This window comes from Mucilaginibacter sp. P4_D1 (assembly GCF_056401935.1).
The window spans coordinates 106,534-118,938 of record NZ_JBFUIJ010000003.1; the positions used below are offsets into that span (position 1 = coordinate 106,534).

A 12,405-nucleotide genomic window follows, 5' to 3' on the forward strand; every position below is an offset into this window, starting at 1 on the left:
AACACATAACCAAAAAATAACTGACAAAAAAACTATTTACACACAATTAGCATACAAATAATACAATTGATGATATTTGGCAAGGTATTAGTATTAATCAATCAAATGTTCAACTTTAAATTTATATTACAATGAATGATAACACAAAAGTAGTTGTTGCATTGCTTGCGGGCTTGGCAGCAGGGGCGGCTTTAGGCATTTTATTTGCACCCGATAAAGGTGGGGAAACTCGCGACAAGCTTACTGAATCATTAAAAAATCTTGGCGACTCCATTAAGGAAACTGCCGCTGCTGAGATTGATAACCTGGTTGGCTTAAAAGACAAAGTGGTTGAGAATATTAAATCAAAAATTCGTGGTGCTGAAGAAGAGTACCAGGACGATTTGGAACACGCATAATTTTATTTAAACAACCCGGATAATTCATCGTATTGAATTATCCGGGATTATAAAATTATTAAACCAAACACCTATGGAAGCCGAAAAAGAAACTCCACCACCACTACCACCAATTATTGATCAGTTAAGGGAATACGCCGAAACACGGTTTAAGCTTTTAAAATATGAGGCTATTGAAAATGGCACCTCCATTTTAGCAAGCGTTATTACCGATGTTGTTGTGGTAATAGGGATGGTGCTCTTCTTTATATTTGCCAGCCTAACCTTGGCGTTTTACCTGGCCGATGTACTGCATTCCAACTGGATGGGCTTTGGATGCGTTGCCCTTATTTATTTAATTATCGCTATCATTATTAAGTTGAATAAAAGCCGCATAGAAAAACCATTGGCCAATATTTTTATTCAAAAAATATTTAAAAGGTAAACATCATGAGCTATCAGATAAGAAGTATAAACGATTTACAGGATGAAATATTCAGGCTTAAAGCGCTCGAGAGCCAGCAAAGCACCGCTTTACGGGCAAGGGTAAGCAGCCCTTCTGCCATATTTTCATCTGTTATGTCGTTGTTTCCGCGTTCAGTTGATAGCGATGGTGTCCGCAACCCAGGCCTTTTTCATCCGGATATTATAAACCTTATATCCAGATTTGTGATTCCGCTTACCTTAAATAAAACGCTGTTTAAAAATTCCAATTTTTTGGTTAAAACTTTGGTAGGGTTGGTATCGCAAAAGGCATCCAACTATGTTAACGAAGATTCTGTTTCGGGCGTTTGGGGTACAGTAAAAGGCCTTTTTGAAAAATTCACCAAGAAGAAAAGCAAGGACGAATACAAGCCCGAGCCCTATAAAAAGCCAATTGCCGGCCCGGTAGTTTAAAGGTATTTTAAACGCCACCCCGCTCAATTAACAGAAAAAGTTATTTTTGCACTTTATTTTATAAAGTGGGAAAAGATAAGTTAAAGCGATTTGCAGAGATTGATACCTTTAGCAATGTATTACAATTGGATGCAGGCAAACCTTTTAAAGGGGAGTGGAGCAAAGGTTTTTTTAATAATGACAACCCGGTAGTTTTAGAGTTGGCCTGCGGCAAAGGTGAATACACAGTAAACCTGGCCCAGCTTTTTCCTGATAAAAATTTTATTGGTATTGATTATAAAGGCAACCGCATTTGGCGTGGCGCAAAAACGGCTATTGAAGATGGCGTACCCAATGTTGCTTTCTTACGCATTCAGATCGAAAATCTGCTGGATTATTTTGCCGATGGCGAAGTAGACGAAATCTGGATTACCTTTCCCGACCCGCAGCCGCAACTAAGCCGCGAAAAAAAACGCTTAACCTCTCCACGCTTTTTAGATAAATATATCAGGATACTAAAACCATCGGGCTGCGTTAACCTTAAAACCGATAACGATGGTCTGCATGGCTACACAGCCGAGAAGATTGAAGAGCTGAAATTAAAACTACACATCCGTACCGAGGATCTTTATCATTCGCCATATGCCGATGATGTGTTGTCGATAAAAACCTATTACGAAAAAAAATATTTGAAGGATAACAAGAACATTAATTATCTTAAGTTTTCGTTTGAATAACACAGAAGGCTAAAAGCTTAAAGCGGAAGGCGTAAAGCTTTGAAATTCAAAATGTGGCAGTAAAACACCAGGCGACTTAAAGCTTTTAGCCTTAAGCATTCGGCTCTAAGCTTTTAAAATGGACGATATTAATTTTTTTGACAAAGTATACCAGGTGGCCCGGCTGATACCCAGAGGAAGGGTAACGTCATACGGTGCTATAGCATCTTATTTGGGTACCAAGGGATCATCGCGCATGGTTGGGTATGCTATGCAGGCGGCAGGCAGGGCCAATCCGCCCGTACCGGCGCACCGGGTTGTAAACAGGCAGGGATTGCTTACCGCCAAGTTTCATTTCGGGGGTAATACCATGCAGGAGATGCTGGAAAGCGAAGGCGTAAAAGTAACTGACGACCAGGTGCAGGATTTTAAAACGGTGTATTGGGACCCCAATATTGAACTGGCATTATAATTTTATTTGAATATTGAAGTTATATACATTGTTGTCAATATTTAAAATCCGGCCTTATGAACAAACTCCTTATCGCATTTGCAATAACACAGTTATTCTTTAAAACTTCAGTTGCCCAAAATGCGGTTTTGCATATCGCAGTTGCTAATTCCACCAGCCATAGTTGTTATATCGCAAACCACAACGGCTTTACTTTTGATTACCTGAAAAAAGGGGGCGATGAGGTCACTTTAAGTAAAGAATACACCGCGACTTATACCTTCGATTTGTCTGAACCCCAGTTCATTACACTTTATTGCAACAAGGATACCGTTAGCCGTAACTTTTTGAAGTTTACTTTTTTCGTATCGCCAGGTGATGACATTTTGTTTAAAGCCGATTTTGCCAAAAAAGGAAACGAATTTGTAGTAACAGGTAAGGGAGCAAATAATAATCAGCCGTTGTTAGGTGGTATGTTAAGCACAGATATGCAAAGCTTTTATGGCGATACAATCCCAAACCGAATTATAGCCGTTATCAAACAACAGGAAAAAAATTATCAAACTGCCGTTGCAGCATATTATGAAAAGTATAAGCCTACCGCCACCTTTATAAAAGCCACAAACTCTAACCTGGCATATTACGCCATAAGTGCATATTACGAGTTTAAAGAGGAAAATAAATTTAGGATTCGTGAGGCTTATGATCGTAATTTTTCAAAATGGAAAGTGATAAGTGATAGCTTGTTTAAGCAGGTTGAGTTAAACAATAGTGATGCTATAAATTCCAAAACTTATTCTTATTTGATCAGGACATTTTTAATGCGTGAAAAAGAGAGGCTTTGGAACGAAAGCAATAAAAATCCGATGACGTTTTATAAGGAGTGGTATAATACAGATACTACATCGGGAAAGAAGTTGTTTAACGAGGATCAGCAAAACCTGCTAAAAGAAAAAATAATTAATAAGCAGTTCAGCGGCAAAGCAGCCGAATACTTATATGGAGTGCTGTTTGATGAAGCAATGAATGAAAGCGACCCTAAAAATGTGGCTGCTATTTTTAACCGCTTTAAACAGCAATATCCCGATAGCAGGTACATAGAATGGTTTGGCCCTTCGGTTGATGCAATGGTAAAAAGGCTGCAACAAAGTTTAACAGCCGAAATGATTTTTGTTACGGATAACGGAACTAAGCTGAATACATTTGATGAAGTACTGGCACTTAATAAAGGCAAAACCATATTGTTGGATATGTGGGGAACATGGTGCGGCCCCTGCAGGAAAGAGATTGGCAAAAACAGTGCTGCCATTAAAGAACATTTTAAAGATAGGGGCCTAAGCTATGTGTATATAGCAAATTCTGATACAAAGCTTGAAAAGGAATGGAAAAGCCTTATTGCATACTTTGATTTGAAAGGAACACACATTTTGGCTAACAGTTCCCTCTCGCAGGATATTATGACTAAGGTAGGAGGTAGGGCATATCCAACTTATGTAGTCATCAAAAAAGATGGCACGTATGAGCAATCAAAAGCCGGCTATCCAATGAAACGTGATGTTTTAATTAAGCAACTGGAAGATGCGCTGGCGCAGTAATATGTTACTGCAACATTTCCAATAACTCTATCCTGTTACCAAAAGGGTCGATAAATGAAAAACGTTCCCGGCCCGGAATCACCGGTTCTTCCATAAACTCCACCCCATGGTTTTGCAAATGCCGGCGTGCCGCGACAATGTCACTTATTTCAAACGCGTTATGCCTCGATGTGCGGGGCATGGCTTCCTCTGTACTTAAATGCAGCTGAATATTGGCGATGTTAAACCAATAGCCTTTCGATCGGAACTTAGGCCGTTCAATTGGCTCAAGACCTATTACATCGTTATAAAAAATCCTTGCCTCTTCCAGGCGTTCGGGTGGTACAACAATCTGGAAATGGTCGGCACGTTTAAAGTTGATCATCGGATATTTAGAAAACAAGATATTTATTCAACATAGCGCGACAATTTTAATAACAATCAAAAGTCGGCTAAAAATTGTAAACAGCAAATTGCGCGTCAAAAATTGGCCTTTATTTTGCTTTGGTTAAAATATCTATCTAAACGTAAATATTATGGCAAAGTATTCAGAAAAAGCAGGTGAAAAAGTTGAGAAAACCATGCATGAAATGAAAGAGGGGAAACTTAAAAGCGGCAGCGGTAAAAAAGTGACCAGCAAGAAACAGGCTGTAGCTATTGGTTTATCAGAAGCCCGTAAAGAAGGCGCAAAGGTGCCTGAAAAGAAAAGCTGAGCTTTCTTGTTATAATTGTTTTAAATAGCTACTTAAAATCGGTGGCTATCCAGCTGGCCAGGTTGCCTTCTTTATTAATCTCTATCAGTTTTTCAACGTCCTCATCCTTTTTGCGCGATTCTTCCATGCTGTATTTGGATAATACTGCCCTTAGTGCCACCAGGTTGGCTGTGTTCTTGTCAAAATCTGTTTTATGCTGCAACGCAAATTTGGCATATTGGGAAGTGTAGGTAAACAACAGCTCGGGATTAAGATCGCTAAGATCATTTATGGTTTTGTTGATTGACAAGGACACGCTGTGACTACCTTGCACCCAGGCTAAAATAAATAAACGGGCTGCCTGCCTTTTTTCACGTTTATCTTTCCAGCCGGTTTGTTGCAGCCAGTCGGCAGTGTTTATTACCTGTTGCTCGTACATATCAAAGTCGGCATCGGTTTGTAGTTCGTAGTGCATAGGCACATCATATTTTTGTGCAGTTGCTGTAAGTGTAAAAGCTGTAATAACTATAATTAGCGACAGAATTTGTTTCATATTTTAAAGCAGTGTTAAATAAATTGAGCAGGGTACTTTTGCTCAAACTTCCTTATAAAGGATTTATTGCTCATTTAGTTTTAGTAAATGAATCCATAATGTCCATTAAAACAATAGCCTCGTCAATTGAGCAGGGGTTGGGGCCTTCGTTTTTAAAGTAAGCCACAATTTTTTCAATCATTGGCTGCTGGATGTGTTGCGGATGTTTAAACGTTACAGTTTCATCTTCGGTATCTGTTTTCCAATTCACATAATTGCCAAAAAACGGGAAAGTTATTTTCCCTTTTGTGCCGATGATTTCGCAGGTATCGGTCGTCAAACTTTCGGCTACGTTAAAACACCAGGAGCCATTAACAACCACTTTGTTTTTAAACAGGATTTCGCCGCAAACGTGATCATCGGCCGGTGTTGAAGCAGATTGGTTGAGCGAGAAGCCATGGTATTTTTCAGGTTCGCCAAAATAATATAGCATTAGGTCCAGCTGGTGCGGGGCCAGGTCATGAAAATAACCGCCGCCCGAAAATTCGGGCAATACCCGCCAGTTGGTTTCGCTTTCGGCAATCAGTTTTGGCTTACGGCTTTGCCACATCCTGATTTGCACCGTGCGCACTTCGCCAATTTTTTGTTTGTCCAGCAAATCCTTCACCATTAAAAACATGGGCACTGCCCTGCGGTAATGCGCTACAGTGAGTTTTACATTGCTTTGTTTTACGGCCGCAGCCATGGCCCTGGCCTCATCGGCATTGCGGGTAACAGGTTTCTCCACATATACATTAAAACCTTTTTCCAGGGCAGATAAAGCATACTCCAGGTGTGACGACGGCGGGGTAGCAATATAAATAGCATTGACACCGGCTTCGGCCATCATTTTATCAGCATCGCTGTACCATTTGCCCACCAGGTGACGGCTTGCATAGTCGGCTGCCTTTGCTGCATCACGCCGCATAACGGCTAATAAATCGCTGTCGGCCACTTTTTTAAAAGCGGGTCCGCTTTTAAGTTCGGTTACATCACCGCAACCAATTATACCCCAGTTGATCATATAGCCCCCTTTGCCCCTCTAAATCTCCCCTAAAGGGGAGACTTTTAAGAAACTTGTATTTTTTAATTAATTGATAATCTAACTATTGTTCCCCCTTCAGGGGGTTAGGGGGCTTACAATATCACCTCAATCTGCGCCAGTTCATCGGCCGAAAAAACAATATTGTCCAACGCCTTTAATGAGTCGGCCAGTTGTTCGGCGCGGCTTGCGCCAATTAGTACCGATGTAACGCGGTTATCTTTCAGCAACCATGCCAATGCCATTTGTGCCAGTGTTTGCCCACGTTGCAGTGCAAGATCGTTAAGCCTTTTTATTTGGCTCAGGCGTTCTTCAGTTAATTGCGAAGCCTGTAAAAAGCCGGTTGATTTTGCAGCACGTGAATCTTCGGGGATGCCGTGTAAATATTTGTTGGTTAACATACCCTGCGCCAGCGGCGAAAACGGGATACAGCCCACACCTTCGTTGCCCAGTACATCCATTAGGCCACCTTCAACCCAACGCTCAAACATGGAGTATTTGGGCTGGTGGATAAGGCACGGCGTACCCAGCTCTTTTAATATTTTAATGGCTTTTGCGGCAACATCGGCAGGATAGTTGGAAATACCTGCATATAAAGCTTTTCCCTGGCGAACAATGAGATCAAGCGCCGCCATGGTTTCTTCCAACGGTGTTTCTGGATCCGGGCGGTGGTGGTAAAATATATCTACATAATCCAGGTCCATACGTTTAAGGCTTTGGTCAAGGCTGGCAACCAAATATTTTTTTGAACCCCAATCGCCATAAGGGCCATCCCACATGGTGTAGCCGGCTTTGCTGCTGATGATCATCTCATCGCGATAGCCGCGGAAATCTTCTTTCAAAATGCGGCCAAAATTTTCTTCGGCCGAACCCGGAGGCGGGCCATAGTTGTTGGCCAAATCAAAATGGGTAATGCCGCTATCAAAAGCAAGGTGTAAAATTTTGCGGTAGTTTTCGGTAACATCAACGTGCCCGAAATTGTGCCACAAACCCAGCGAAATGGCCGGTAATTTAATGCCGCTGTTGCCACAACGACGGTATTGCATTTTCTGATATCTGTTTGCAGATGGTAGGTATGTCATATTTATAAAAGGTATGGATTGAGATGGATTGTATCGGAAGTAAAAATAGAATTTTAATCAGAATATTTTGTCTGAATTTGAATTTACAGGATTTAAGAATTGTCAGAATATAAGCAGAATAGGCTCTTATAATTCTGCTAATCGTAAAATTCTGCAAATTCTGATTCAGACAACCTCCGCCACCACGAAAGTACTGCCTCCCACAAAAACCAGGTCGTCGGCACCAGCTGCGTTTTGAGCTGCCTGTAAGGCATGTTTAACCGAAGCGTATGTTGTTCCCTGCAAACCGATGCTTTCAGCCTTCAGCCTTAAACTTTCAGCCTCCAACCCTCTCGGTATATCTGGTTTGCAAAAATAATAGGTAGCGTCTTTAGGGAGCATACTTAAAACCTTGGTGATATCCTTATCATTCACCATGCCAATTACAAAATGAAGGTGTTTGTAATTAACTGATGTAATGTTTTTTAAAACCTCCTGTATACCATCGGGGTTGTGGCCGGTATCACAAATGGTTAGGGGTTTTTCTGTTAATGTTTCCCAGCGGCCATGTAAACCCGTGAGGGTTTTTACCTGCGATAAGGCTGTGCGGATGTCATCATCACTAATATTGAAACCTTGAATACGCAGCTCATCAATAGCCGTTAATACAGTTTTTACATTTTTGAGCTGATATGAGCCTGTGAGATCGAGCTGGATGAGTTGTGAGTTGTGAGTTGTGAGTTGTGAGTTTTTTGTGAACGTTAAATCGAGCAGGTTTTCTTTTTGACTTTTGACTTTTGACTTTTGAATTCCCCAGTGAGCGGTGAGTGGTTGCCTGGTCGCTATTAATTCAAGCAAACCTTCTTTTTGACTTTTGACTTTTGAATTTAGAATTTCCCACGTGTCTGATGCAAATAAAAGGGTGGTATGTTCTTTTGTCGCCTTTTCAACAAATACCTGCGCCGTTTCCGGCTGGTTTTCGCCAATAATAACCGGGACGCCGGGTTTAATAATGCCCGCTTTTTCGCCGGCTATGAGTTGTAAAGTATCACCAAGGATATTCATGTGGTCCCAGCCGATGTTGGTGATAATGGAAAGCAGCGGGTTGATGATATTAGTAGAATCCAACCGCCCACCCAGGCCAACTTCAATGATGGCTATGTCTACCTTCTCATTTGCGAAAACATCAAAAGCAAGGCCAACAGTCATTTCAAAAAATGAGGGACGAATCTCATCAAAATCTTTAAGGTGATCTTCAACAAAATCAATCACCGTTTGCTCACTGATCATTTGCCCGTTTATGCGGATGCGTTCCCTGAAATCTTTAAGATGGGGAGACGTGTATAAACCCGTTTTGTAACCTGCCGTTTGCAATACAGCCGCCAGCATATGTGATGTAGAACCTTTGCCATTAGTACCGCCAACATGCACGCTTTTAAATTTATGCTGGGGGTTATCAAGGCGTTTACAGAGCTCGATGGTGTTATCCAGGTTAGCTTTGTAAGCCGAAGCCCCATCGCGCGTAAACATAGGGAGTTGGGTGTATAGGTATTGGATGGTTTCCTGGTAGTTCATGGGTAATGGTTCATAGTTCATGGTGATGAAGGTTGAACTACTAACTATGGCACAAATGTAGTGTTGAACCGCTAAATTAAATGTCCGATATTGTAAAATTTGAGGGTAAATGTGGCTATGAACCATCAACCATGATCCATGAACTAAAAGATCAATTTACCTTAAACACAAAAACGACAGTGCCGGGCTGGGTGTCGGGTGCCGAATCGAGGGGATTGAGCTTTGAGTTTCTGACAGCGTTTTCGCATTTTTCAATCAGTGCCTGGTCGGATATTGTAGTACCGCGGGCGCCACCGTGAACATAAATGACGTTCCCGTCTTTATCAACGCGCAGGTCGACAACAATTTTGCCCGTTTGCCTGTTGTCGCCGCTTACGGTAGGTCTGCTTACAAAATTACGCTGGTCCATGTTAAGGTTGCCGCCGTTGCCAGACCCTGTTCCGTTATAATTATTGGTTAAGGTACTGCCTTCCGGTTTGCCCTGGTTGCCGGGTTTATTGCCGTTACCATCGCCCTGGCCGGTGCCGGTTGTGGCTTTGCCTTTATAAAGGGCGTTTTGGTTTACAACAGGTTTTGCAACCGCTTTAGTAGGTTGTGGCGTAGCAACCGCAGTTGTTGGTTTTTTTGTTGGTGCGGCCACTTCGGGGGCATCTTCGGTATTTTGGGTAACAACAGTTTTTTCGCTGGCCTGCGGTGTTGGCTTGTCTTCCGACGGCGGGGCAGGGGTAACCTTGTCGGGCTTGGTATGGTTGGCCTTCTCGGCAACCGAAGGTTCTTCGGTGCTCATATAATCATTACCCATACCTTCATCAGTGGTGCCATAATTCACCAGTATACCGCCGGTGCCTTCCTCTTGTTTTGGTGGGTTTTGAAACACGATAAAATAACATGCCGCTATCAGCAGGGTCATGATAATGCCTGTTGCTAAAAACGCCTTTGGATAGTTATTTTGCTCTTCCCTGTATTCCATTTTAGTATCAAGTAGTAAGTATCAAGTATCAAGACTTGTTTAAGAGTATCAAGTAGTAAGTATCAAGTATCAAGACTTTTTAATCACGCTTCGTCTCTTTAAATCTTTCACCGTTTCAATGTCATGTCTTTAAATACCAGGTGAAGCTATCTTACTACTTGATACTTACTACTTGATACTATCCCTTTGGTTCCGTTGCTAAAACCAGTTTTATGTTTAATTTTTGTGCTATATCCAATACCTGTACCACATCCTGTATGGCTACGGTTTTATCTACAGATAAAACAATGGTTAACTCTTTAGCCATCGCTTTGTAAGTTGATAGTTCGTCCATGAGTTTATCTACCGGTACTACCTTTTTATCAACGGTGTATACCAGATCTTTAGTAATAGCTACGTTGATTGTTTTTTTGGAGATAGACTGCCCGCTTGATGATTTTGGCAATACCAGCTTAACCACGTTTGGGTTGGTAACCGTAGAAGCGATGAGGAAAAACAAAAGCAGGAAGAACATGATATCGTTCATAGCCGATGTATGTACCTCGGCTGATGCACTTTTATGCCTTTTTCTTAAATTCATTTGCTTGGCTCCTCTAACAGGTCAATAAATTCAATGGCATCAGTTTCCAGTTTCAGGATCACCTTATCAACCATCATATTTAAAATATGGTAGCACACGTAGGCCACAATACCCACAAATAAGCCGGCGGCGGATGTTACCATTTTTACATATAAACCGCCAGATATAACGCCCATACTGATGTTATCTGTTTTAGAAATATCGTAAAAAATTTTGATTACCCCGGCAATAGTACCCAGGAAACCAAACATCGGTGCTATACCGGCTACGATACCCAAAATACCGATATTTTTTTCCAGTTTGGATACCTCCAGCTTACCAATGTTTTCAATAGCGCCTTCAATATCTTTTATAGGGCGGCCAATACGCAATAAGCCTTTTTGAAGCATACGGCCCAAAGGCGTATTGCTGTTACGGCAAATAGCGATAGCCGATTCCAGGTTGCCCGAATGGATGCTTGACCGCACCTGTATCATCAGGTTCGACTCATTGCGGGATGCCTTGCGGATGGTAAAATAGCGCTCAAAAAATATAACAAGCCCCAGTACGGCCAGTATGCCAATAGGTATCATCACCCAGCCCCCTTTTATCAGCAGGTCGCCAAAACGTAAATCTTCTGCGGGTGCTAATTGAGTGGCTGCATGGTTAGCGGTATCTACTAAGTGCTTTGCTGTATCTGTTACTGCCTGTATTAATAATAATGTCATTTCTTAGGGTTGTATGGTTGTATTGTTATTTTATCGTCGCTTATTTTTCCGGTAGAAACAATTTTTTGTTTGGCTTCAACAGCTTCTTCTCGTACAAAATAAGTACCTAAACTTAATTTAAAAAGTCTACCCGGCACATTTTCAAGTATGTGGGCAGTAAATCCTAATTTTTTATATTGAATAATAGTCTTTTGAGCATCAGTTTTTTTCTTGAAGGCACCGGCTAAAAGCTCATATCGTACACGAGCAAGGGTATCATTAACTGGTGCTGCCACTTTATTTAACGCCGAATCGGGCTTTAAAATTGTCTTTTTGATAGTATCAGCAGGTTGTGCTGCTTTTTTTACAGAGTCAGTATCGCTTTTTACAACAGGTACCGCTTTTGTTTCAGGGGATACCTGCGTTTCCTGGCCCTTGTTCAGATGCAGCCACTGTGGTTTAAATTTGTAAACAGTTAATGCGGCGCTGGCCAAAATGATTACCACTATTAATATAATAGCCCATAGGCTTATACCGCGCCTTGCCTCTGGTTCATCATCCACATATTCTTCAGGTTGATTAACAGTTTCTGTAAACTCGATATTCCTTACTGGTGGGGGCAGCGGCAAAGGCTCTGGTGATGGTATTGCAGCTGTTGCCTGCACTGGCGTATCAACCGGCTCTGGCGCAGGAGCGGCTGTTTGAGCAGTTACTTCTGGCGCGGCAGGCTGGTTTAACTTTTTTATGCTGACAGGCGCGTACCCAAAAAAAGAGGCGCTATCGGTATTGCTTACCTTTGATTTAAAAGCGATTTTACCTTTATCCATAAAAAACCAACCCAGATCGGCAAACGGCACTTCCTGCAAAGCGGCCTCTTGTTTTAGGGCGCTGATGTATTTATCAGTAAAGTATTTAGATGATGCCAGCGAGATTTTTTTCTTTTCTGCGATGTATTTTGTTAAAGTATCATCACCATCAAGGGTTTGCGGATCAAACTGGATTTTATAACCGGGTGGATAGAATTTACGCTCGGCATCGCTGTACCAGGCCCCCACACGTACATGTACAAAATAGCCAAGGCCCGGCACACTTATTTCGCCGTGCTGGCCCAGTAGTTCACTTAAGTAATTGGCTATATCCATTTGTTAAAATACGGTTTTATTGTAATTCAATATTTTTAAAACAACGTAATTAAGTTAAAAGGTTTTTCTCGCAAAGATCGCAAAGGCGCAAA

At 41.7% G+C, this 12,405-nt stretch carries 16 protein-coding genes; 7 read left to right on the top strand and 9 right to left on the bottom strand.

Translation table 11 applies throughout. The features are described from left to right. The first annotated feature begins 131 nt into the window (after nucleotides 1–131). The 6 genes from AC1DV1_RS04275 to AC1DV1_RS04300 all read left to right on the top strand — a co-directional run bounded on the left by AC1DV1_RS04275 (nucleotide 132) and on the right by AC1DV1_RS04300 (nucleotide 4,015). On the top strand, nucleotides 132–398 hold the full coding sequence (locus tag AC1DV1_RS04275; protein WP_147052900.1) for a YtxH domain-containing protein: 267 nt from the start codon (nucleotides 132–134) through the stop codon (nucleotides 396–398). A 73-nt stretch (nucleotides 399–471) separates the two neighbouring features. After that, complete coding sequence (locus AC1DV1_RS04280) at nucleotides 472–822, top strand: phage holin family protein (protein ID WP_477355763.1); 351 nt, start codon at nucleotides 472–474, stop codon at nucleotides 820–822. Between the two features lie 5 nt (nucleotides 823–827). Next, on the top strand, nucleotides 828–1,274 hold the full coding sequence (locus AC1DV1_RS04285; RefSeq protein WP_477355766.1) for a hypothetical protein: 447 nt from the start codon (nucleotides 828–830) through the stop codon (nucleotides 1,272–1,274). A 65-nt stretch (nucleotides 1,275–1,339) separates the two neighbouring features. After that, nucleotides 1,340–1,990, top strand: a complete 651-nt coding sequence (gene trmB, locus AC1DV1_RS04290; protein ID WP_477355769.1) for a tRNA (guanosine(46)-N7)-methyltransferase TrmB — start codon at nucleotides 1,340–1,342, stop codon at nucleotides 1,988–1,990. Between the two features lie 118 nt (nucleotides 1,991–2,108). Further along, nucleotides 2,109–2,441, top strand: coding sequence for an MGMT family protein (locus AC1DV1_RS04295; protein WP_477355772.1), 333 nt, complete (start codon nucleotides 2,109–2,111; stop codon nucleotides 2,439–2,441). A gap of 56 nt (nucleotides 2,442–2,497) precedes the next feature. Further along, a complete protein-coding gene (locus tag AC1DV1_RS04300) occupies nucleotides 2,498–4,015 on the top strand; it encodes a TlpA family protein disulfide reductase (protein ID WP_477355775.1) in 1,518 nt (505 codons plus the stop codon). Nucleotides 4,016–4,019: 4 nt separating this feature from the next. On the opposite strand, the gene AC1DV1_RS04305 is transcribed toward AC1DV1_RS04300, so the two are convergent. Continuing rightward, nucleotides 4,020–4,379 (bottom strand): VOC family protein, encoded by a 360-nt coding sequence (locus tag AC1DV1_RS04305; RefSeq protein ID WP_477355778.1) that lies wholly within the window; start codon nucleotides 4,377–4,379, stop codon nucleotides 4,020–4,022. Nucleotides 4,380–4,530: 151 nt separating this feature from the next. Between AC1DV1_RS04305 and AC1DV1_RS04310 the strand changes: the two genes are divergently transcribed. After that, nucleotides 4,531–4,707: a DUF6496 domain-containing protein gene (locus tag AC1DV1_RS04310; RefSeq protein WP_477355781.1), complete on the top strand. Its 177-nt coding sequence runs from the start codon at nucleotides 4,531–4,533 to the stop codon at nucleotides 4,705–4,707. 28 nt (nucleotides 4,708–4,735) lie between these two features. Here AC1DV1_RS04310 and AC1DV1_RS04315 read toward each other — a convergent pair whose 3' ends face one another. From AC1DV1_RS04315 to AC1DV1_RS04350, 8 genes are all read right to left on the bottom strand, one after another. Beyond that, on the bottom strand, nucleotides 4,736–5,239 hold the full coding sequence (locus AC1DV1_RS04315) for a hypothetical protein (protein WP_477355784.1): 504 nt from the start codon (nucleotides 5,237–5,239) through the stop codon (nucleotides 4,736–4,738). 70 nt (nucleotides 5,240–5,309) lie between these two features. Continuing rightward, nucleotides 5,310–6,281: a Gfo/Idh/MocA family protein gene (locus AC1DV1_RS04320; protein WP_477355787.1), complete on the bottom strand. Its 972-nt coding sequence runs from the start codon at nucleotides 6,279–6,281 to the stop codon at nucleotides 5,310–5,312. Nucleotides 6,282–6,394: 113 nt separating this feature from the next. Beyond that, nucleotides 6,395–7,381, bottom strand: coding sequence for an L-glyceraldehyde 3-phosphate reductase (mgrA, locus tag AC1DV1_RS04325; RefSeq protein WP_477355790.1), 987 nt, complete (start codon nucleotides 7,379–7,381; stop codon nucleotides 6,395–6,397). A gap of 165 nt (nucleotides 7,382–7,546) precedes the next feature. Further along, nucleotides 7,547–8,956 carry a bifunctional folylpolyglutamate synthase/dihydrofolate synthase gene (locus tag AC1DV1_RS04330; protein ID WP_477355793.1) on the bottom strand — a complete coding sequence of 470 codons (1,410 nt, stop codon included), beginning with the start codon at nucleotides 8,954–8,956 and terminating at the stop codon, nucleotides 7,547–7,549. Nucleotides 8,957–9,086: 130 nt separating this feature from the next. Next, nucleotides 9,087–9,905, bottom strand: a complete 819-nt coding sequence (locus AC1DV1_RS04335) for an energy transducer TonB (protein ID WP_477355796.1) — start codon at nucleotides 9,903–9,905, stop codon at nucleotides 9,087–9,089. A gap of 178 nt (nucleotides 9,906–10,083) precedes the next feature. Further along, nucleotides 10,084–10,485: an ExbD/TolR family protein gene (locus tag AC1DV1_RS04340; protein WP_477355799.1), complete on the bottom strand. Its 402-nt coding sequence runs from the start codon at nucleotides 10,483–10,485 to the stop codon at nucleotides 10,084–10,086. Further along, complete coding sequence (locus AC1DV1_RS04345) at nucleotides 10,482–11,192, bottom strand: MotA/TolQ/ExbB proton channel family protein (RefSeq protein ID WP_147052889.1); 711 nt, start codon at nucleotides 11,190–11,192, stop codon at nucleotides 10,482–10,484. The genes AC1DV1_RS04340 and AC1DV1_RS04345 overlap by 4 nt, the downstream gene beginning before the upstream one ends. Further along, nucleotides 11,189–12,313 (bottom strand): HU domain-containing protein, encoded by a 1,125-nt coding sequence (locus tag AC1DV1_RS04350; RefSeq protein WP_477355802.1) that lies wholly within the window; start codon nucleotides 12,311–12,313, stop codon nucleotides 11,189–11,191. The genes AC1DV1_RS04345 and AC1DV1_RS04350 overlap by 4 nt, the downstream gene beginning before the upstream one ends. Nucleotides 12,314–12,405: the final 92 nt, after the last annotated feature.

Excerpts from the sequence above, each read along its gene's own strand:
- AC1DV1_RS04275 (WP_147052900.1), top strand. The coding sequence starts at position 132 with ATGAATGATAACACAAAAGTAGTTGTTGCATTGCTTGCGGGCTTGGCA.
- AC1DV1_RS04280 (WP_477355763.1), top strand. The coding sequence starts at position 472 with ATGGAAGCCGAAAAAGAAACTCCACCACCACTACCACCAATTATTGAT.
- AC1DV1_RS04285 (WP_477355766.1), top strand. The coding sequence starts at position 828 with ATGAGCTATCAGATAAGAAGTATAAACGATTTACAGGATGAAATATTC.
- AC1DV1_RS04295 (WP_477355772.1), top strand. The coding sequence starts at position 2,109 with ATGGACGATATTAATTTTTTTGACAAAGTATACCAGGTGGCCCGGCTG.
- AC1DV1_RS04300 (WP_477355775.1), top strand. The coding sequence starts at position 2,498 with ATGAACAAACTCCTTATCGCATTTGCAATAACACAGTTATTCTTTAAA.
- AC1DV1_RS04305 (WP_477355778.1), bottom strand. The coding sequence starts at position 4,379 with ATGATCAACTTTAAACGTGCCGACCATTTCCAGATTGTTGTACCACCC.
- AC1DV1_RS04310 (WP_477355781.1), top strand. The coding sequence starts at position 4,531 with ATGGCAAAGTATTCAGAAAAAGCAGGTGAAAAAGTTGAGAAAACCATG.
- AC1DV1_RS04315 (WP_477355784.1), bottom strand. The coding sequence starts at position 5,239 with ATGAAACAAATTCTGTCGCTAATTATAGTTATTACAGCTTTTACACTT.
- AC1DV1_RS04320 (WP_477355787.1), bottom strand. The coding sequence starts at position 6,281 with ATGATCAACTGGGGTATAATTGGTTGCGGTGATGTAACCGAACTTAAA.
- mgrA (WP_477355790.1), bottom strand. The coding sequence starts at position 7,381 with ATGACATACCTACCATCTGCAAACAGATATCAGAAAATGCAATACCGT.
- AC1DV1_RS04330 (WP_477355793.1), bottom strand. The coding sequence starts at position 8,956 with ATGAACTATGAACCATTACCCATGAACTACCAGGAAACCATCCAATAC.
- AC1DV1_RS04335 (WP_477355796.1), bottom strand. The coding sequence starts at position 9,905 with ATGGAATACAGGGAAGAGCAAAATAACTATCCAAAGGCGTTTTTAGCA.
- AC1DV1_RS04340 (WP_477355799.1), bottom strand. The coding sequence starts at position 10,485 with ATGAATTTAAGAAAAAGGCATAAAAGTGCATCAGCCGAGGTACATACA.
- AC1DV1_RS04345 (WP_147052889.1), bottom strand. The coding sequence starts at position 11,192 with ATGACATTATTATTAATACAGGCAGTAACAGATACAGCAAAGCACTTA.
- AC1DV1_RS04350 (WP_477355802.1), bottom strand. The coding sequence starts at position 12,313 with ATGGATATAGCCAATTACTTAAGTGAACTACTGGGCCAGCACGGCGAA.